Raw genomic sequence first — 22,297 nt, 5'->3', positions numbered from 1 at the left:
CGCCCAACTTATTGGCACGACCTATAACAACTCAACGGAGAGATGGTAATGGCTTTACGCAAACTGTTAAAACTAAGCGCAATAGCGTCAGCACTAATGCTGGCTGGCTGTGGTGGCGACTTAGTCGTTAATGCCGGTAATGGCAATGATGGCGGTGATAATGGCGGCGGTACGCCTCCACCAACCAGCAGCTGCCCGGCATTTGCAACTGAAGGTTCAACTCTGGCAGGTGTAAGTAAAGCAGTGTGTGAAATCACCGGCACCATTACTGCTGATACCCGCTTAACTGCTGATGTGGTTTGGTCATTAAATGGCAAGGTCACAGTAGGTAACGATAACGCTAACAGCGCAACACTGACCATCGAACCAGGCACCACACTGTTTGGTAAAAGTGGCGCAGACTATTTAGTTGTAGCCCGCGGCTCTAAAATTCAGGCAGTAGGTACTGCTTCAGCGCCGATCGTAATGACATCTGTAAACGATATGCTTGGTCTGTCTGATGATGAGTCAACAGCAGAATGGGGCGGCCTGGTACTACTGGGTAAAGCGCCTACTAATAAATGTGATCAGGCTGATCTGGCTAACTGTCAGGTAGAAGCCGAAGGTGAAGCGGGTCCATACGGCGGTGCTGATGAAGATGACAGCAGCGGTGCTTTAAAATACGTACAGGTACGTTATGCCGGTTTTGAAGTTATCCCTGATAACGAGCTAAATGGTATTACCTTTGCCGGTGTAGGCCGTGGCACTACTGTCGACTATATTCAGGTACATAACAACCTTGATGACGGTGTAGAATTTTTCGGCGGTACTGTTGACCTGAAACACGTAGTATTAACCGGCAACCGTGACGACTCTCTGGACTGGGCAGACGGCTGGACTGGCCGCGTACAACACGTGCTGGTGCGTCATAACCCGAACAATACCAAAGCTAACCGTGGTATTGAGGGTGATAACCAGTCAAGCGACTTTACCGCACTGCCGGTGTCAAAGCCGCGCATTGCTAACATGACCATTATCGGCAATACCTTTGACGGCGAAGATGACTCTGAAGGCGTATTACTGCGCGCAGGTACCGCAGCAGAGTTGTATAACTTTGTGATCACTGGCCCTGCTGGCATGGGCGAATGTTTCGAGATTAACAGCGATGAGTCTGTTACCAACGCTGGCAATGGTGAAATTATCTTCCGTAACTCTATTATCGACTGCGCTGAACCGTTTAAAAACAGCGTCGATGGTAACAACAACGTTATCCTGGATGCACAAGCATGGTTCCGTGCTCAGCCTGGCAATATCGTCGGTGATGCACTGCTGGGTGGTTATATCCCAGCCCCCAATTCACCGGCACTGGGTAATGGCTACAATGTCGCAAATAACGTTGACCCATGGTTTGACAACGTAGATTACATTGGTGCTTTTGACGGCACTACAGACTGGACCGAAGGCTGGACTGTTGGTATTCACCCGGAAGACGACTTAGCCGCCTGCCCTGCTGGTACCTCTGAAGTTAACAGCCTGACCGGCCGTTTAAACTGCCAGCTGACCGGTGACATCACCACTAACGTGACATTGGCTGCCGGTGCTGACTATGTACTGAGTGGCCGTGTACGTGTTGGTGTGGACAACACCACTGCAGCAACCTTAACAGTACAGCCTGGCGTACGTATTTTCGGTAAATCAGGCGCTGATTTCCTGGTAGTAACCCGCGGTTCAAAAATTGAAGCTAACGGTACTGCAGCTAACCCTATCGTGATGACATCAGTACAGGATGTTATTGGTTCACCAACTGCTGCTGGTCAGTGGGGTGGCCTGGTAATACTGGGTAAAGCACCATCAAACAAATGTAATCAAGCGGATTTAGCAAGCTGCCAGGTAGCAGCAGAAGGTGACGCCGGCAACTACGGTGGTGACAACCCGGCTGACAGCAGCGGTACCTTGAACTACGTGGTACTAAAGCATGCTGGTTTTGAAGTGTTGCCAGACAATGAACTGAACGGTATCACTTTTGCTGGTGTAGGTTCAGGCACTAAATGTAGCAATATCCAGGTTCACCAGAACGTGGACGACGGTATCGAAATGTTCGGCGGTAGCATCAGCTGTAAGAACGTTGTATTAACCGCTAACGGCGATGACTCAGTTGACTGGGCAGATGGCTGGAACGGTAAATTACAGTTCGTACTGGTGAAACATGCTGCTGATGGTGCCAAGGCTAACCGTGGTATCGAAGCCGACAACCAGTCAGGCAACTTCACTGCGACACCGGTTTCTAACCCAACTATTGCCAATATGACCATTATCGGCAACACCTTCGACGGTGATGACGATTCAGAAGGTGTGTTACTGCGCGCCGGTACCAATGCCCAACTGGCTAACTTTGTTATCACCGGCCCTGCTGGCATGGGTGAGTGTCTGGAAATTGAATCTGACGAGTCTCGTGCTTTAGCTGCCTCAGGTTCACTGACCATGACTAACTCAGTTATCGCCTGTTCAGAAGCCTTCAAAGGCACTGTCAGCGCAACCACAACGACTGAGCAATGGTTCCTGGGCCAGACCGGCAACAGCGTAGCGGCAGACCAGGCCGCCGTGTTGGATGGCATCTTTACTATCGATGCAACAGCGCCAAAAGACATGACAGCAGTAGACAGCTTCTTCGACGCCGTTGACTTTGTCGGTGCAGTAAAACCAGGTAATGACTGGACTGCAGGCTGGGCTGTTGGTTTAGAAGACTAAACCTGCTAAACACTGCCAGTGCTTGCTGGCAGTGTTTTTTTATTCCATCAGGTTAAGTGCCGCCTGGCATTTAACGCTACGCAGAAGTAACAAAATTAAGCTGATAGGACAAAGTTCAGATGAGCAGCATGCAAAAGTTTAATTTCAGTCGTGTTGGCCGCAGTGTGTTGCTGGCCCTTAGCACGGCGACCGCACTGGTTTCTTTTGGCGCTTTGGCGCAGGACACCACAGAACCGGCAGCACAAAGTGAAGAAGATGTTGAACGTATTTCTGTATCCGGCCGTCTGATGAGCTCTGCCGCGTCTGCAGCTGCAGAACGCCGTGAGCAACCTTATGTTGCCGAACTTTTAGGTATGGAACAGATTTCCCGTGCCGGTGACAGCAACGCAGCAACGGCACTGCGCCGGGTAACCGGTCTGACGCTGGTAAAAGATAAATTTATTTATGTGCGTGGTTTAGGTGAGCGTTATTCCAGCACACTGTTAAACGGCGCCATGGTTCCAAGCCCGGACCCAACACGTAATGTTATTCCGCTGGATATGTTTCCGGCGGGTATTATTGAAAGCCTGGTGGTGCAAAAAGCCTATTCGCCAGAGCTACCGGCAGCGTTCGGTGGCGGTAACGTCAATATCCGCACCACCTCTATTCCACTGCAAAGCAGTTTTAATGTGTCAGTAGGCGTCGGTTACAACAGCCTGAACAGTGACGATGGCTACGATTATGCTGGCGGCGGTGACGACTGGCGCGGTAAAGACGATGGCCTGCGTGGGATTTCACCTGAACTGGCTGCAGCGCAGCAACAGTATGGTGTGCTGACGCCAATCAATATTGCCGAAGCTTTAGGTGGCATCAACGCCGGTAACCTGGCGCAGGCCGAAACGATAGTGCGCGAACTGGGCACCTCGTTCAACCGCGACATCGATGTTGAACGCAAAAGTGTAAAGCCGGATTTTGATGGCAGTCTATCCTTTGGTAACCGCTTTGAACTGGCGCAAAACGTCGTTTTCGGTGTGATGACCGGCATCAGCTATGACCGTTCAACGCAAAATATTGAAGAGCAGGAACGCTATTACTCTGTATCAGGCGATAGCCTGGTACCGCTGAACCGGTATGACGATATTAAAGGTACCGAGCATCAGGTAAAACTGTCTGGCATGCTGAACTTTGGTTTAGAGCTTGGCGTAGATCACCGCATTGAAACGTCAACTATTTACCTGCGTGACACTAAAGACGAAATTAAAATTAAGAACGGCGACAGTATCGAAACGATTAACGAGAACAACCGTTCCAATACTGACACCAACATTACCTATGAAGAACGCACCATGCTAAGCAATCAGGTGCGTGGCCGGCATAATTTTCCGTTCTTAATGGATTTAGCGATTGACTGGCAATACACCGATGCCAAAGCACGCCGTTATGCACCGGGTGAAGTGGAGTTTCGTTATCTGAACGAAACTCAGGCCGACGGTAGTGTTTTTTCGTTCCTGCGTCGTAACCAGAATGCTGTCAATTACAGCTTCAGCGACATGAACGACAACACCGAAAACCTGAGCTGGAATGCCAAATTGCCGCTGACTTTGGGCAAGGCTGAAATGACGCTAAGTGGCGGCTACGCTTATTTTGAACGCAGCCGTGATGCGCAGACCGACCGGTTTAACTTTGATACTGTCGGCTATACGTTACAGCAGTTATCCGGCAGTTTTTCGGAAATTTTCTCTGATGAGAATATTTTAAACCCGGCCAACCGTTTTAAGGTGTCTAACGTCACTACCCAGGCTGATGACTATCTGGCAGCCCAGATGATCGATGCCGGTTACGCCGCGCTTGAACTGAACTACGACTACAAGTTCCGCCTGAACCTGGGTGTACGTTATGAAGACTTTAAGCAGATTTCACTGCCGTTAAATGCTGATGGCGATATCAGTGGTGATATTACTGACTCAGTATTACTGGAAGACGGCTTTTACCCTGCAATATCACTAACCTGGTTTATTAACGACGATCTGCAGGCCCGCTTTGGCTACAGCCAGACGGTAGTGCGCCCGGACTTACGTGAAGTGACACCGGTATTATACGTTGACCCGCTGACCGACTTTAAAGTAACAGGCTTTGCCGGCTTACAAAGCACCGATATTAACAGTGCTGATGCCCGTTTAGAGTGGTACTACGACAACAGTAACTACAGTGTCGGCGTATTCTACAAAGATCTGGAAAACCCGATAGAAGCGGTTGAATTGTCCGGCTCTGACGGTAACCTGCTGATGTCATTCCGTAACGCCGAAAGTGGTAAAGTCTATGGTGCTGAAGCCGAGTTTCTGCAGCAGCTGGATATGTTCGGCGGTGAGTTTGGCAGCATTGCCGACAACTTCTTTGTTGCCGGTAACCTGACGGTCAGTGAGTCTGAGATCACTATCCAGCGTTTTCCGGGGGCTAACCTGACAAATCTTAAACGCAGCCTGAGTGGCCACTCTAAGTATGTCGCCAACCTGCAGCTGGGCTTTGACTCAGACAACAACAAGCACAATGCTACGCTAACCTACAACGTGTTTGGCAAACGTATCGCTTTTGCCGGCGTCAACAATAAAGACGACGCTTTCGAGCAGCCATTTAATTCACTGGATTTTACCTACAGCTATAACCCGCTGGAAAGCATGACCGTGAAACTGGGCCTGAAAAACCTGCTGGATGAAGACGTAGAGATTTTGCAGCAAGGCGAAGTGCTGCAAAAACGTGTGGAAGGCCAAAGCTACAGCTTAAGCTTCTCTTACAAATACTAAACCGGCTTTGCTATTGAAAAGGCCTGCCGCATGGCAGGCCTTTTTATTGACCAAACTAAAACAGCTTACTGAAAGCTGTAACGCACACCAAGTGCATAGCGTGTACCGTACTGGCGGGCAAACAGGAACTGTTCCTCATAACGGCCATAACCCTGCTCGGTTTCATTGTTCAGGTTAATGCCTTCAAAGAACACTGTCAGGTTGTCGTTGATGTCGTAATTTATGCTCATGTCCCACTGGCCAAAGGTTTTGGCAAACTGCGGCGGTGCATCTGCCGAGCCCTGCGATTGCCCTACACCAATCAGATAACTGTCACGCCAGGCATAGGTTACCTTGACAGATAAGCCATGGTTTTCATAAAACGCCTGGAAGTTAGCTGAATCACCCAAACCATTGAGCGGTGACTGCACTTCAAGGCTGGTAACGTCAAACTTCACATCACCGTCAACAAAAGTAGCATTAGCACCTACACCAAAACCGGTTTCACCAAACAGATGTTGCACCGCAACCTCAAAGCCATCGACTGACTTATCGTTGCTGTTGTAAGGCCGGGTAACCAGCCAGGTGATCAGTGGATCATTGGCGGTTGGTTCTATAACACCGTTTGCGTTGCCGTGGCCGTTGTCGAGCATCTGCTGATAAATGGCGCTGGTATCAGGGTTGGCATCTCCGGCGGCAATCAGTTGCTGCTCGGCTTCAAGATAACGCGGCCCCAGATAGATATCATGCAGGCCGTCAAACTGAGCCTCTACCGTTTCATTGGCAATAAAGTTCTTCACATCCTTTTTGAAATAACCTACTGACGCATAGCTGCCCTCAGCATAGTAATACTCCAGGCTCAGATCTAAATTGGTCGATTCAAACGGTTGCAGGTTGGTATTACCCTCACTGCCGGTACGGGAGCCAATTTTCGGGCTGCCGCTTAAACTGCGCCCGCCGGCCAGATTGCCCAGCGGTGCCCGTGCAATAGTTTTACCCCAGGACACCCGCGCAACGATATCGTCGGTCAGATCAATGCGAAAATCGAACATCGGCAACAGTACGTCGTGCTTACCGGTCAGGGTTAAAAAGGTATCTTCGCCTTGCAGGTACTGCGTAATCCACTCAGATGCTGAGGCCCATACCACCTGCTGTGGCACTGTCTGACGTACTGTACTGGTGACGTCGGTTTCTTCGTAGCGCACACTGGCGTTAAACCGCGCCGGGAAACGGCCAATGTCAAACTGCCAGTCAGATTGCAAATACACACTCAGCGTTTCTTCCTGCACCGAACTTTCACTGTCTATGCCGTCGTAGTACGCATCCGCCACATAGGCATCAGCCCCCATTAGTCCCTCAGTCAGATAAGCCGCCTGGCGTGCCACAGCTTCATCAAAACTATAGGTGTAATAATACGGCGAGGCCATATTCAGGCCGCCACCACTGAACTCATCCAAAAAGCCGGCAGTACTGTGGCGGGTAAACATGCTGTCCGGGAAAATTTCGGTAAAGCTGGGGCTAAAACCGGCACCACCGCGCAGACCGCTCCAGGCGTTATGACCGCCCATGGTCTGGTCGGTAAAAGCCACACCGGCTTTAATGCTGGCCAGAGGAATATCAAATACCGAGTTATACCAGGTTGAATCGAGCTGTAATTGCTTGATATCTGACTTACCCGGCGAGTGAGTAAACTGGCTGAAGTTAGAGTCCATCTCACCCGGTGTCAGCTCATTGGTGCCGTTACGCCACAGGATAGAAGCTTGCGGAATATCACCGGTGCGGTAATCATAGATTTTCGTGACCAGCTGATCAGAGCCAATGATCACCTGACCATCACTACCGAGGCCCTTATCGGCGCCATTATCGGTTTTGTTATCCGAGTCGTGATAATCCAGGCTCAGGTGAAAATCTTCCGTAACTTGCCAATCCAGATTTAACCCTACCGAGCGTGCTGTTACTTCGGTAGTATTGCGACTGACAGTGAAGGAGCCATCATTACCGCTGATATCGGCATAAACGGCAGTGCCGTTTTCATCCAACTCGTACGCATTAATATTGCCGCCAAACTCGTTCCAGATCCCCCAGCCAATAGTATTGACACCGGTAGTCGCTTGCGAAGCAGTATAATCTAGGGTGGCAACAAAATTATCCACCGGCGCAAACTGCAACGTAACCTGGCCATTGCTGCGCTCACGTTCTACATCATCAATACCGTAGTTCATATCTTTGGCAAAAAACGCCGGACCAATTTTGTTCCCCTCGGCATCTTCCGGCCGCGCATCTATCACGTTGGCGGCATCAAGCACAGGCAGGCTGGTTTGCGCCTGCCAGCCCTGAATATTGGCATACTGGCGCTGAAAATCCCGCTGCTGGTGTGATACCGAAATTGCAACACCAAACTTTTCATCAGCAAACGTATTACTGAATATTGCAGACAACTCCGGCGTGATGTCGTCACCTTCCTCATTGGACGAGTCATAAATACCTTTAGCAGATACCGAGTACCGCAGGCCCGGGCTTTGCAGCGGTTTAGCCGTAATAATATTAACAGTCGCCCCTAAACCACCGCTTGGGTTTTCAGCTCGGGCCGTTTTATACACCTCAATTGCGCTAATACCGTCTGACGCCAGGTTTTCCAGGTTATACGAGCGGGTGTTACCAGTACCCGGCATTTGCCGGCCGTTTAAGGTAATCAGGTTAAATTCCGGACCAAAACCGCGAACCGTGATCTGGCTGCCTTCGCCGTTAGACCGGCTTACCGACACACCGGTAATACGCTGCAGTGACTCGGCCAGGTTGGTATCAGGGAATTTACCCATTTCTTCGGCGGAGATAGCATCCACGACGCCACTGGCATCGCGTTTTACATCCATTGAGCGGATTAAACTGCCACGGATACCGCTGATTTGAATGACTTCGATCTCTTCGCTGGCACTGTTATCTGCAATATTTGTGTCCTGCGCCTGTACCAGTGAACTTGCCATTAATACGGCGATAGCGGTAGCCAGGCGGCTTTTAGTAAAAGTTACGTTTTTCATAATGACCTACTGAGCTTTATTCGTTATTTCCGGCCGGGTGCAGTCACCCGGCGCCTTTATGCCTGAAAGGATCAACCGGATTACGGCTGCGTAATCACCACATTGTCTAAGCGGTAAACCGCGCCATTACCCGTTCCCCAGGCCGGAAACACCATCAATACATCGATGGCACTGATATCCAGACCAGCGTCAAACAAGTCCTGTAAGCTAAAGGTATAAGTCTGCCATTGCCCTACGACAGGGGTATGCCCTTCCGCACTGGCGCTGAGCGGTAATTCAACAGCACTCGCAGCATCATTCCCTTCGATTTTGAATAGCCAGGTTGCAGCAGCGTCATTCGGTGCCGAAATAACTTTCATCTCAAATCGAACCACTCCGCCAGCAAGCAAAGCTGAGGCATCGAAGTACACATTGTCGTCAGCTAACAGCCCCATTACCGTAGGTGTGGCGCCTATAATGAATTGCGCAGTGGCACCATGCTGATCATCATCCTGCTCAACGCTCGGTGTTGTTCCGCCACAACAGTCCCAGATACTCCAGTCCTGCGCAGCTTCGCTGGCGAATAATGTCAGGCCGGGCCCCTGATTTGCACCCGGCAAATAAATACGGGCATTGTCTACCCGGTAGACGGCACCCTCACCGGAGCCCCAGGCAGGGAAAATCATCACCACATCAATAGCCGAAACATCCAGACCAGCAGCGGCCAGACTGGCAAGTGGGAAAGTATAGGTTTGCCATTGGCCTGCTACCGGTGCCAGCCCTTCCAGGCTCTCAGTTAAATTCAGCTCAACCGCAGAGGCTGCGTTATCGGCTTCTATCTTGAATAACCAGGCAGCATTAGGCGTAGAAGGCATACTGACTACCTTCATTTCAAACTGAACCACACCCTCTTCCAAAATAGCCGTGGCATCAAAAGGTTTGTCACTGCCACCCACTGCACTGCGGGTATTAAAACCCATTACCGTTGGTGTAGCGCCAATACTAAATTCAGCCACAGTGCCATGACCGGCGTCGTCAGTTTGCTCTGTAGGCGTTGTGCCACCACAGCAATCCCACATTGGCCAGTCAGTATTTTGCTGGTCAGCAAATAAAACCAGTTCTGGATAGCTAATTTCCGCACTGATTTTTACATTATCAACACGGTAAACTGCACCTTCACCTGAGCCCCAGGCCGGGAAGATCATCACCACATCAATAGCCGATACGTCCAGGCCGGCATCTGCCAGCATTTGTAGCGGGAAGGTATAGGTTTGCCACAGACCACTTGCCGGTGATACGCCTTCAGCACTGGCCGACAACGGCATTTCAACTGCCGTAGAGGCGCCCGCACTTTCTACCTTAAACAACCAGGCAGCGGCAGCATTGTTTGGCATTGACACCACCTGCATATCAAAGCTGATACTGCCGCTTTCAATGATTGGTGAAGCGTCAAAAGGTTTTGCCTGACCCGAGGGGTCAGTCAGGAACTCACTGCGGCTGACAAAGCCATTTACGGTAGGCGTAGCCGCAACACTAAACTCGTATACATCGCCGCGTTCTGCATCCACTACCAGCGCCGGGGTAGTACCGCCGCAACAATCCCAAGCTGCCCAGTCCGGGTTCGGCGTACCACCGAAGATGGTCAGGTTTTGTGGAATACCGGTAGATGGCGGTGAAGGAATAGGCGCAACACCAATTACGAGAGCGTCAGCTTCATCTTCATAGCCCGGACGCACTGTCTCACACCCTTTACCCGTTGACGGATTAGCGGCGCATTCATACACTCTAACGTAATCAATCTCAAAGCGCTGGCCGTCGGCAAAAGCAGCGGCATCGATACCCAGATTGTTAACGTTCTCTGGCCAATCGCCGCCTACAGCTAAATTCAGGATCATAAAAAATTCCTGATCAAAAGGCGCGGCATCCCAATGCACCTCAAGCTCGCCGCTGGACTGATTAAAGTATTCAGCAAACCAACCGCGGTGTGACAGGCCCACAGCCTCGCCTCTGCTGTTGTAACGTACTTTTGACTGACGCTGGGTGGCAAACAGGTAGCCATCTACATACCAGCGGATTTCGCCTTCCTGCCATTCAACCGCATAGGTATGAAAGTCATCTGCCGGGTTCATCCCTTCAGGTAGCGGATAAGCTTTGCCTGAGCTGGCATTGTTAGGCCACTCACGGCCATAGTGCAGCGTGCCGTGCACATTGGCTTCGGCAACACCGTCTTCGCCAACCACTTTGAGGTTAACAGCCTCCATAATGTCAATTTCGCCAGAGCGTGGCCAACCGCCATACACACTGTCTGTCGGCATCATCCAGAACGCTGGCCAGCTGCCCTGGCCGTAGGGTAGTTTGGCACGCATTTCAAAACGGCCGTATTTAAAATCTGCTTTGTTCTGAGTTGTCAGACGGGCGGAAGTATAGGGCTTTTCTGCCCCTTCTGCGGCAGGCAACGCCACGATGTTAAGCACGCCATCTTTGATAAAGGCATTTTCAGCATTGTCGGTGTAGCATTGTTTTTCGTTATTACCGCCACCCGTACAATTGATTTCATAGTTCCACTTGTTGCTGTTTATTGTGGAGCCGTCGAACTCATCGTTCCACACCATTACCCAGTCTGTTACCGGTTGGGATACATCTATGTCGTCGAAATTGGATTTTGTTTCTGCACTGCCGCCGCATCCCTGTAATGCAGATGCCAGCATCACAGCGCAGGCTACAGTAGCCAGCTTTGCTGTTGTTTTCATACTCTTTGCCCCGTTTGTGTCTGTGTTTAGCGTGATGTTCGATTAAGCGGTCGACATCACCTTATGTAAGCGCTTTCATAAAGCTAATTTACAACGAGGCAAACGTCAATGCATCTGACAGATCTTTTTTTGTACAGATTGACGAAGATGTACTGCAAAGGTAACAAAAACGGACGTGACACAACGGAGATTGTCGCTAATAAAAAAAGCCGGTATGGTTAACCGGCTTTTTTACAGGGTATCTAATAGAACGTTTAGAATTTATGTTCCAGACCTACTGCCAGGTAATCCTTATCTAAAGCAGTATCGAAGTCAAAACTGGAGTACCAGGCAAATAACTTGGTATTTTTGCCAAGCTTGTAGTCCGCACCGGCGCTGAAACCATTATCATCTTCCATCGCCTGATACTGACCTTTCAGTTCAAACTTACCAACAGGGTAGGCAACGCTTAACAGATAACCATCGCGCTCAAGGCCGGTATCTGTTGCTTCCTGTGTCTGATACATGGCACCAAGCTTAAAACCAGACACTTTAACCTGTGCACTGGCACGCACGGTGTCATAACCTGCTACATCAGCATCATAAGCCACTGCAGCATATACTGTACTGTCTTTCAGGTTTTCATCACCGTATAACAACGCGGCCGAGATGCCGTCTTCTGCTTCCGGATCATCTTCTGCGATATAGGTTACCTGAGCACTAAAGCCAGAGAAAGACGGTGAAAAATAGCTGACCGAATTGCTGGTACGGTTTTCACCTTTCCACAGCACTTTAATATCGCCTTCATAATCACTGAAAAGGTCAATCTTACCTTGTGACATCTTCAGTGCAGTATCATGTCGTCCAAGCCGCACTTCACCGAAAGCGCCTGCTAAACCCAAATATTGATTACGTGACTTGATGTTCTTTTCGTTAGCTTCATCAGATGGGTCAACTTCCCACTCCAGCTGGTATACCACCGTTAAACCATCTTCGAGCGCATAATCGCCTTTCAGGCCGAAACGTGAAGCATTACTTTTCAATTCAGTGAAGCTGCCTTCACCTTCATCGCTGTACTGCGCCGACACGTTAATTTTACCGTATACTTCCAGCTCTTTTGCCTGCACCATTGTGGTACCGGCAGCCAGTGCCACCGCTAATACTACTGTCGTTTTCTTCATTTTCTGCACCTGAATTAAGGCCGGTACTTGATGTTACAGCAACCGGCTTGGCTGTTTTTGACGCCGCCATAGTATGACTGATTTATGACACTAAAATGACAATATGGCAATTTCATGACCTTAAAATGATGTTTTTATGACTCGCCCAGCTAAGCAACTGTTCTACTTGGAAAAGTATTTATCAAATTGCCAAGATAGCCAGCCCAAAAAGAAAAAAAGGAGCCATAGCTCCTTTTTCCTGAGATCCAGCAGCGTTAATCGCGCTTTTTATCGACCACTTGCTGCAACTCGGCATCACTAAGATGGGCAACATTACGGCCTTTACTGAGGAAAATCGTGTGCTCACAAATATTGCGCGCATGGTCACCGACACGTTCCAGTGCTTTAGCCACATTTGAGATCTGCAAGCTGATGGCGATTTGCCGGGCATCATTCATCATCATGCTAAGGTTATGCTGCATAATGCGGGCATAATCATCATCTATGGCTTTATCTTCGCGTAGCACAGCTAAGGCGTTTTCAGCATCAATTTGCTCAAACGCGGCTAAAGCACGCTGTAACATTAAGCGCACTTTCTGTCCCATAACCGCAATTTCATCCAGCTGGGATTGCTGCGGCCGGTTGCCCTGCTCTTCTTTCAGCAGAGCCTTGGCAATACGTTTAGCCAAATCACCGATACGCTCTACATCGTTTATCGCTTTAAGTACAGACAACACTAAGCGCAGGTCGCTGGCTGCAGGTTGACGCCGGGCCAGGATATCCAGACAGTGCTCGCTGATATCTACTTCAAAGTTATTTACCTTGCGGTCGAAATCTTTAACCTGCTGCGCCAGTTCAGTGTCAGCGCCAATAAACGCTGCCATGGCATCATCAAGCTGCTGCTGAGCCAGCGCAGCCATTTGCAGCAACCGCACGACTGCTTGTTGCAACTCTTCATCATAAGCCTGTGAATAATGGCCGCCGATTTTGCTATTTGGCATAACGCCAGTCTCCTGAAATAATCTTAAGCTTTGGCAATAAGTAATTAGCCGTAACGACCGGTAATATAGTCTTCAGTGCGTTTTTGCTGTGGGTTAGTAAACAGATCATTGGTGTTACCAATCTCGATAAGATTGCCCAAATGGAAAAACGCTGTACGGTCTGATACGCGGGCAGCCTGTTGCATATTGTGCGTGACAATAACGATAGTAAAATTCTGCTTAAGCTCGTCTATCAGCTCTTCAATAATCGATGTAGCAATAGGATCAAGCGCAGAACAGGGTTCATCCATCAGGATAACTTCAGGGCTGACGGCGATACTGCGGGCGATACAAAGACGTTGCTGCTGACCACCGGATAAACCGGTACCGGGCTGATCTAAGCGATCTTTAACTTCATTCCACAAGCCAGCGCGACGCAGGCTGGATTCTACGATGTCATCCAAATCTGCTTTGCGTTCAGCCAGACCATGCAGCTTAGGACCATACGCAATGTTTTCATAAATCGACTTTGGAAACGGGTTAGGCTTTTGAAACACCATGCCAACCTGAGCACGTAATTGCACCACATCCAGTGATGGTTCATGAATATCGCGGCCATCCAGTGTAATACTGCCGGTGACGCGACAATGCTCTATCGTGTCATTCATTCGGTTCATACAGCGTAAAAAGGTTGATTTACCGCAACCTGACGGGCCGATAAAAGAGATCACTTCGTTCTGATACACATCCATGCTAATGCCATGCAGCGCTTCATTGTCGCCGTAAAACACCTTTACATCTTTCGCACTGATTTTTACCGGGGCTGAGTTACTCATGCGTTTATCCGTTACCTTAAAAATTAAATCTGTTTAGCGTGGTCAGTGGTAAACATTCTACCAGCGCTTTTCGTATTTCTTTCTCAACCAGATGGCCAGGCCGTTCAAGCCAATCATCATTAACAGCAATACAATAATGGCAGCCGACGTACGGGCCTCGAAGAAGTTACGCAGCTCATTGCCCTGCCACAGGTAAATTTGTACCGGTAAGGCACTGGCCTGTTCGAAAGGTGATGCCGGCACTGAGGCAACAAAAGACTTCATGCCAATGAGCAATAAAGGGGCGGTTTCACCCAACGCCTGAGCGACACCTAAAATCGCACCGGTCAAAATACCCGGTATCGCCAGTGGCAGTACATGGTGGAAAATAGACTGCATCTTAGATGCACCCAGCCCCAGAGCTGCCTGACGTATTGACGGCGGTATCGCTTTTAATGTCGAGCGGGTAGCAATAATAACTGTTGGCAACGTCATTAAAGACAATACCAGGCCACCGACGATTGGCGCTGACATCGGCAGATTAAACCAACCAATTAATACCGAAGCACCGAGCAGACCAAATACAATTGATGGTACTGCGGCCAGGTTATTAATATTCACTTCAACCAAATCAGTCAGCTTGTTGCGTGGTGCAAACTCTTCCAAATAGATTGCCGCTGCAACTCCCATCGGTACCGCCAGCAGAATAACCACCAGCATCATATAAAACGAACCCATAAATGCGCCTGCCAAACCGGCGGATGCCAGTGAACTGCGCGAATCCGGGTTCATAAACAGCGCCAGACTGAAACGGTTCTGAATAATGCCTTCAGCCTTGAGTTTGTCTGCCCATTCGCGCAGTTTCGGGCTCAATTGTTGCTGTGCATCAGGCAGGCTGCGGTCAATATTGCCTTTCAACCATACGTCAATATTGGCATCTGTCAGCAAATGCAGCGTGCGGGTCTGGCCAATAATAGCCGGGTCAGCGACTACCATGTCACGCAGCGCAAAACGCTCGCCAGAGGTGACCATACGTGTCAGGTCACGCCGATGCTTGCTGGCATCAGGCAGTACTTTTTGCAAACTGTCAGTAATTAGCCGGTTAAAGTTGATAAAGCCCACTTCAGTTTGCCAGGACAGATCGCGCTGGCGAAAGTCGTTATCCGACTCATCAGCTTGCTGCACCGGTTTCGGCGGGATCTTAATAATCGCCGGGTCAAAATAAATATCCAATGTCACGGCAGATTGCCAGAATGCCGGCAAGCCTTTGGAAAATATATTAATAAACAGCACAGCGACCAGCCCCAGGCTGATCAATACAGCACCTAGCCCCAGGCTGCGAAACAGCTTTTCTTTGCGATGGCGCTTGTTCAGCGATGCAATCACTTTCTGCTGCACATGGCTGGGTGCTGCGACAGGCTTAATCGGGTTCTCTGCAATAATGGTCATAACTTACTCGTATTGCTCACGGTATTTACGCACTATCACCAATGCCATCACATTCAGCAGCAGGGTAATAACGAACAGGGTCAGGCCGAGGGCGAATGCCACCAGCGATTGCGGACTGGAAAAGTCGTTGTCTCCGGTCAGTTGGTTGACGATGGTAACAGTGACTGTCGATACCGCTTCAAACGGGTTGGCGGTCAGTGCCGGGCTGTTACCCGCGGCCAACACCACTATCATCGTTTCACCAATCGCCCGGCTGACTGCCAGCAAAATGGCGCCGACAATGCCTGGCAATGCGGCTGGTAACACTACTTTTAAGATGGTTTCAGATTTCGTGGCACCAAGCCCAAGTGAGCCATCGCGCATCGATTTAGGCACCTGCGTGATAATGTCGTCTGACAGTGATGAAATAAACGGGATAATCATAATCCCCATTACAACCCCGGCAGTTAATGCAGAAGTAGCGTTAATATCCAGCCCGACAGCATGCCCCAAATCACGCAAAAACGGGCCAACAGTCACCAGCGCAAAGAAGCCGTAAACGATAGTCGGGATACCCGCCAGCACTTCGATCATTGGCTTGGCCGTGTTACGCAGCTTCACCGGTGCATATTCTGCCAGATACACGGCTACCATCAGGCCTAGCGGTATCGCCACAAACATGGCAATGCCAGCAATTAACGTGGTACCTGCAAGCAGTGGTACTAAACCAAAATCACCCTGCTCGCCGACACCCACAGTGGAAAAGCGGGGGTTCCAGGTGGTACCAAAGAAAAACTCAGTTGGCGGAATATAACTGAAAAACTTCAGCGTTTCGCCCACCATCGACAGCACTATGCCGATAGTAGTCAGAATAGCCACAGTGGAACACAGCACCAGTAACGCTTTAACCACGCGCTCAACCTGATGCCGGGCTTTTAGCCGGGGGGTAATCTTTTGTAAGCTCAGTAACATACCAATAGCAGCAATGACTGCCATCAGCGCAGTCAGCACTATGGCGCTATTAGCTTTTAGCTGGCGCAAATGCTCTGCCGCGCTTAACTCCCAGGCTTCAGCATCGGCCACCACACCAAAGTTACTGGCCAGGTTACTTATGCGCTGCGATACCACTCGTAGCTGCTCATCAGAAAGCGCAGTGACCTCTGCAGGCAGTTGTGCCACCATCATGGCGTTGATAACAGCGGGTGAAAGCCACAACCACAGCAAAAGAATAAAGAAAGCAGGCAATACAGCCCACAACCCCACCATCATGCCGTAATGATGAGGTCTGGAATGCATACGTAAATCAGAGTTAACTGTCGCCACTTTGCGGCTTCGGGACATACCAAGCTGGTAGCCCAGTGCCAGCAAAACAAGCAGCACTACAATTAACGAAAGGTTACTCATGGTCGCTCCGTTTACAGCTTACATGTCATCAAATACTCTGCCAGGCAGTGTAAGCAGCTTTTATTTCATTTTTATGACAGTCATAAAGTAAAAAAGAGAACCCAAAACAGGTTCTCTTTAATCAAGCAAAACTGATTATAGCGACTTTTTCTGCTTAATGTTCTGGATCATCTCAGCACGTTCTTCGTCAGATAACGGAATTAAACCCGCGCTTTCCAGTACGCTGCCAAAACCAGACATGGCTTCGCTGACGTGGAACTGAGCATATTCCTGTAAGCCTGGGATAACACCGATATGCGCACCTTTCACATAGATGTACAGTGGGCGTGATACCGGGTACTCACCTGAAATAATCGTGTCCTGATTAGGCTCAACACCAGACATAGTCGCCACTTTAATACGGTCACGGTTGGCTTCATAGAAACTCAGACCAAATACGCCAATGGCATCTTTTTGTGCAGTCAAACGTGCCAGGGTTTCAGTGTAATCGCCGGCGATTTCAACAACACGGCCATCAGTACGCATTGCAGTACAGAACTGATGCGCGGCATCTTTTTCCATCGCTTTCACTTCCGCCAGCGTCTGACAGCCTGGTACAACCGCCTTTTCTTCATACACTTCACGGGTACCGTGGTTTGAACCAGGGATTGCCAGCAAAATGTCCTGATCCGGTAAGCTGCTGTCAATCTGATTCCAGCGCGTATAAGGGTTGGCAACCATCTTACCGTTCTGTGGTACCTGTGCCGCCTGCGCTAAAAACACGTGGCGTGGTTCCAGTTTGAAAATAGCCGCATCGGTACGGGACGCAAACACAATACCGTCGTAGCCTATTTTCACTTCAATAATTTCTTTAACGCCGTTTGCTTTACAGGCTTCAACTTCGTTAGGACGAATCTTACGCGATGAATTGGCAATATCGATAGTGCTGGCACCCACGCCCTGGCAGAACTGACGTAAACCACCTGATGAGCCGCCTGACCCTACAACCGGCGTACGGAACTGAGCAAAGTTGTTACCAAACTCCTCAGCGACCACAGATGAAAACGGCAAAACTGTAGATGAGCCTGCGATCTGGATAGTGTCACGGCTTTGTGCATGCACTGCTGTTGACGCTGTCATGGCGATGGCAGAAGCCAATAACAGATTTGAAAGTTTGTTCAGTTTCATATTAATTCCTCGGTCATCCGGTTGTATGTACGGGCCAATGGTGTACGGATATAGTTTGCTGCATTTTTATTGCAGTAATATGACAACAAGAAATTATTTAACTCAGCCACGGTGATGTTACTGCTGTACACAGCAACGATTACGGCCCTGATGCTTAGCCTGATATAACGCCTGATCGGCCCGCAGTAACAATTTATCAAGATCGTCCTGCTGCGGCATGTACATGGCAATACCAATACTGCAGCTAACTGACAGTTCACGACCATCGCTGAGCTTAAACGGGTGCGCAGCGACTGTCATCCTGAGCCGTTCTGCTGATAGAATCGCCGTCGTCAAATCTATTTCAGGCATCAGGATAAAAAACTCTTCGCCGCCGTAACGTCCGGCTAAATCACTGTCACGAATGCTCTGCATACACAGTGCCGCAAACTCTGCCAATACTCGGTCTCCGGCGGCGTGGCCATACTGATCATTGACTTGTTTAAAGTGATCAATATCCAGCATCATTACCGCTAAATCTTTCTGATAGCGGCTGGCTCGGCGGATCTCAGTCTGCGCCTGCTGGATAATGACACGTCGGTTAGTCAGCCCGGTCAGAATGTCTGTGCTGGCCAATTGTAGTAATTCTTCATTGCGCTCAACCAGTAAACGCTCGGTCTGCGCATGCCGGTTCATTTCAGCTTGTAAAGCTGAAGCCAGACGTCGGTAGCGCAGGGTAAAAAAAGCCAGCAGTGTGATTACCAGGAGCAGCAGTAAAACTGATTTGATAAGCAATCTGTAGTCAGTAGGCACAGGCTCGGCGTAAATAAAATTATCCAGCGGCCGTAGGGTTTTAACCATACCGAGCGCCTGATAGCTGGCGGCTATCTGCTGCCAGCGTTCCGGGTTCATATGCCCAAGCTCAACCAGATCCGGCATCACGAGACTGCGGATTACATTAGCTTCGTAATGTAAATGGGCTATGGATTTCTCAGGTGCGTAATGCTGATGAATATAGTTGACGGTGTAATCGATATTATCCAGCGCGAACTGCCAGCCATCCAGACTGGCTTGCCTGAAAGCCGCCGCCTGCTTTGGATGTTGCCGCACCCAGTCGGCGTTACCGATTAAGATATCCTGATAAAAATTAACGCCATATTCTACTGGCTGAATAACCCTGTATGGTATGCCTAACTGTTCAAGCAGATAAGGTTCATTAGACAAATAGCCGTTAAAGGCATCCGTTTTTCCGCTTATCAGATCATCCAGTTTCATGCTGGAATTGGTCAGTTGCAACTTACTGATATCAATGCCTTCTTTCGCAAAAACGGCGAGGAATTCGGCATTTTCCTGTGTCAGGCTAAGTTCCAGTTTGCTGCTGGCTAGATCCTGCAAGGTATAAATATCTGAGTCAGCCCTGACCAGCCAGACATTAGGAGACTTTTGTAGCACTGTCGCCATTGCTACCACCGGGCGGCCCTGCAGATAGGCAAGCACAGCGCCTGGTGCTGATACCGCAAACAGCGCTTTGCCGGCCAGCAATTGTTCCAATGCGGAGATCCCGGGAGCCCCGGGCACGATAGTAACCTTTAATCCGGCTTGCTGATAATAGCCTTGCTCCAGCGCCATATAGTAACCGGCGAACTGAAACTGATGATGCCAGCGTAACTGCAGTCTGATGTCATCATCAGCCTGCACATCTGGCATCAGCAGTGCCATTATCAGCATAACCAGCCTGATAATTCTGTTATTCACTGTCCCTGTCATTTTGCTATAGCATTTGAATTGCCCGGTTTATAGGTGCGGAAATGCTCTTTCAGTATAGGACAGGCTTAACAAGCGTAAAGCGGGGCTAAAGAATAAAAAGCCGGCCTAAGCCGGCCGGTATTGATTAAGGGTTTAATAAACGGCTCAACTGCGCCTGGGCCAGCGGCTCACTCTGCTCTGCTGCCCGTTGATACCAGTCGCGGGCTTTTGCCAGATCTTTACTGACACCGCGGCCATATTCATACATCCAGCCAAGATTATACTGTGCGTTAGCATAACCCTGCTCAGCAGCTTGCAAAAACAGTTCTGCCGCTTTTTTATCATCAGCCTTTACCTGGCGGCCGTTTTTATAAAACAGGCCCAGCGCCGTCAGCGCTCTGGGCACCCTTGCCGATAATGATTGCTGATATAAGTCAAAAGCTTTGCGCTCATCCATGCTAACGCCATAACCTTTCTCGTACATATAGCCTAAATAAGCAAGTGCGCGCTGATGGCCTTGATCTGCTGCTTTCTGGTACCATTTTACTGCCTGTTTGTCGTCCTGCCGCACGCCTTTGCCAGTTTCATAACGCAACCCCAGATTAAACTGAGCATCGGCATCACCTGTTGCAGCAACCTTACTGTACCAGTACAGCGCTTTCTCATCGTCCTGCGCTACGCCACGACCTGCACCATACATAAAACCAAGATTGTACTGCGCAAACACCACACCTTGTTCGGCCGCACGTTGATACCACTTCACAGCTTCTGCATCATTCTGCTCGGTGCCTGTACCGTTGGCCAGGCGTAATGCGGTCAGATATTGCGCTTCGGCATGTCCCTGCGCTGCAGCCCGTTTAAACCAATCAAAAGCAGCGGCTTCATCAACAACCCCGGAGTCCCCCTGACTTAGCAGCACACCAAGCCTGAACTGGGCCTCCATATCTCCGGCTTCAGCCGCCTGCTCAAACAACAGCGCCGCCCGAGCTTCATCTGTTTTAACGCCCCGCCCTTCACTCAGGTGCACGGCAAGATAGTAACAAGCTGTCGCATCCCGGCCGTTACACGCAGCTTCAAGCGCCGCGACGGCTTTGCTGTCATTATTACGAACACCGCGGCCGATAGAATAGCTAATACCAAGCTCACGTTGTGCTTCAATCAAGCCCTGAGAAGCCGCTCTGCTGAATAAATCAAAGGCCCGGCTTTCATTTTTGGCCACCCCTTGTCCACGCAAATAGTAATGCGCCAACTGATAGCCTGCCCGGGCATGGCCTTGCTCCAGCGCACGCTGATACCAGCCTATGGCTTGGTTAATATCCGCCGGCGCGCCCCGGCCGCTCTGGTAACGCTCTGCCACGATATATTGCGCATCGACATCGCCCTGAGCTGCCGCTCGTTCGTACCACAGCAGCGCACTGGCATCATCCTGTGTCACGCCCCGGCCATTAGCATACATAAAGCCGAGGTTATACTGTGCCAGTACATACTGCTGTTCAGCGGCTTTGCGATACCAATAAACAGCCAGCGCGTCATCCTGCGCTAACCCTTTGCCATTGGCATGGGCCACAGCAAGTTGGTATTGCGCCTGCGCCATTCCCTGCTCTGCGGCCTGGCTAAACCAATGTGCCGCCTCAGTGTCATCAGTCTGTATGCCATACCCATTGGCATACATCGCCGCCAGATTAAACTGGGCATCCACCTCACCGGCCTGCGCTAAAGGATACCAGTGACTATAAGCTTCGTCGTAGCGTTGGCGCTGAAAGGCGCGCATACCTATATCGAAATTGGCTTCTGTCAGTGCTAATACAGCTAATTCAGGCGGCTTTGCTGCCGTAGGTTTAGCGCTTGCCTGTGCCACAGCACTGTCGGCTGCCGCAGAGCTTACCGCATCAGCTGTTTTCACTGTTGAGGTATCGGGTACTGCCGCTGGTAGCGCTTCAGCTACAACGCCAGCTTGCTGTGATTTGTGTTGCTGTAGTCCTGAGGCAATATCCTGCTGTGCGCGAAACGACTCAGCAAAATCGGTACTATTTGATGCAGCTTGCTCCAGCCAATAAGCCGCTTGCAGTGCATCCTGTTCTACGCCCTGCCCCATAGAATAAAGCTTAGCCAGTTCAAACTGAGCCTTGGTATTGCCTTCCAGCGCAAGCGCCTGCCATATCTGCGCCGCTTTGTGATAGTCACCTTGCTGATATGCTGCCACTGCTGTTTCAAATTGCTGTTGCGGTTCTGCCGCCAGCATAAAACTACTCAGCATGGCGCCTGTTATTATTCTGTTTAGCCGCATAGATGCCCCTCCACTAAGCTTTGTTATACCAAAGATTAGTGTTCACACCAAGGGATGAACCAAGATAAAAAGTGAACCTGACGTGAATAAAACGGGCAA

Annotated in this window: 12 protein-coding genes; 2 read left to right on the top strand and 10 right to left on the bottom strand. The window is 49.9% G+C overall.

Going from position 1 to position 22,297, the window contains the following annotated elements; all coding sequences use genetic code 11:
• Window positions 1-48: 48 nt before the first annotated feature.
• Window positions 49-2,727 carry a hypothetical protein gene (locus tag LHL18_RS13085; protein WP_226767403.1) on the top strand — a complete coding sequence of 893 codons (2,679 nt, stop codon included), beginning with the start codon at window positions 49-51 and terminating at the stop codon, window positions 2,725-2,727.
• Window positions 2,728-2,855: 128 nt separating this feature from the next.
• The gene (locus LHL18_RS13080; RefSeq protein WP_226767402.1) at window positions 2,856-5,507 is read left to right on the top strand and encodes a TonB-dependent receptor domain-containing protein; all 2,652 of its coding nucleotides are present in this window, start codon (window positions 2,856-2,858) and stop codon (window positions 5,505-5,507) included.
• A gap of 65 nt (window positions 5,508-5,572) precedes the next feature.
• On the opposite strand, the gene LHL18_RS13075 is transcribed toward LHL18_RS13080, so the two are convergent.
• The 10 genes from LHL18_RS13075 to LHL18_RS19800 all read right to left on the bottom strand — a co-directional run bounded on the left by LHL18_RS13075 (window position 5,573) and on the right by LHL18_RS19800 (window position 22,198).
• Complete coding sequence (locus LHL18_RS13075; protein ID WP_226767401.1) at window positions 5,573-8,524, bottom strand: TonB-dependent receptor; 2,952 nt, start codon at window positions 8,522-8,524, stop codon at window positions 5,573-5,575.
• An 80-nt stretch (window positions 8,525-8,604) separates the two neighbouring features.
• Window positions 8,605-11,253, bottom strand: a complete 2,649-nt coding sequence (locus tag LHL18_RS13070) for a glycoside hydrolase family 16 protein (protein WP_226767400.1) — start codon at window positions 11,251-11,253, stop codon at window positions 8,605-8,607.
• Between the two features lie 254 nt (window positions 11,254-11,507).
• Entirely contained in the window at window positions 11,508-12,413 is a 906-nt protein-coding gene (locus LHL18_RS13065; protein WP_134057777.1) for a porin, read from the bottom strand.
• 254 nt (window positions 12,414-12,667) lie between these two features.
• The gene (gene phoU / locus LHL18_RS13060) at window positions 12,668-13,393 is read right to left on the bottom strand and encodes a phosphate signaling complex protein PhoU (RefSeq protein WP_226767399.1); all 726 of its coding nucleotides are present in this window, start codon (window positions 13,391-13,393) and stop codon (window positions 12,668-12,670) included.
• A 44-nt stretch (window positions 13,394-13,437) separates the two neighbouring features.
• Window positions 13,438-14,208 (bottom strand): phosphate ABC transporter ATP-binding protein PstB, encoded by a 771-nt coding sequence (gene pstB, locus LHL18_RS13055; protein WP_134057781.1) that lies wholly within the window; start codon window positions 14,206-14,208, stop codon window positions 13,438-13,440.
• A 57-nt stretch (window positions 14,209-14,265) separates the two neighbouring features.
• Entirely contained in the window at window positions 14,266-15,636 is a 1,371-nt protein-coding gene (gene pstA / locus LHL18_RS13050) for a phosphate ABC transporter permease PstA (RefSeq protein WP_226767398.1), read from the bottom strand.
• Between the two features lie 3 nt (window positions 15,637-15,639).
• Window positions 15,640-17,019, bottom strand: a complete 1,380-nt coding sequence (pstC, locus tag LHL18_RS13045) for a phosphate ABC transporter permease subunit PstC (protein ID WP_226767397.1) — start codon at window positions 17,017-17,019, stop codon at window positions 15,640-15,642.
• A gap of 135 nt (window positions 17,020-17,154) precedes the next feature.
• Complete coding sequence (locus LHL18_RS13040) at window positions 17,155-18,186, bottom strand: substrate-binding domain-containing protein (protein ID WP_134057787.1); 1,032 nt, start codon at window positions 18,184-18,186, stop codon at window positions 17,155-17,157.
• 117 nt (window positions 18,187-18,303) lie between these two features.
• The gene (locus LHL18_RS13035; RefSeq protein WP_226767396.1) at window positions 18,304-19,920 is read right to left on the bottom strand and encodes a diguanylate cyclase; all 1,617 of its coding nucleotides are present in this window, start codon (window positions 19,918-19,920) and stop codon (window positions 18,304-18,306) included.
• A 136-nt stretch (window positions 19,921-20,056) separates the two neighbouring features.
• Window positions 20,057-22,198, bottom strand: coding sequence for an SEL1-like repeat protein (locus LHL18_RS19800; RefSeq protein ID WP_319004174.1), 2,142 nt, complete (start codon window positions 22,196-22,198; stop codon window positions 20,057-20,059).
• Window positions 22,199-22,297: the final 99 nt, after the last annotated feature.

This window comes from Rheinheimera aquimaris, assembly GCF_020531985.1.
GTDB lineage: Bacteria > Pseudomonadota > Gammaproteobacteria > Enterobacterales > Alteromonadaceae > Alishewanella > Alishewanella aquimaris.
This window is presented reverse-complemented; position numbering and strand designations above follow the sequence as displayed.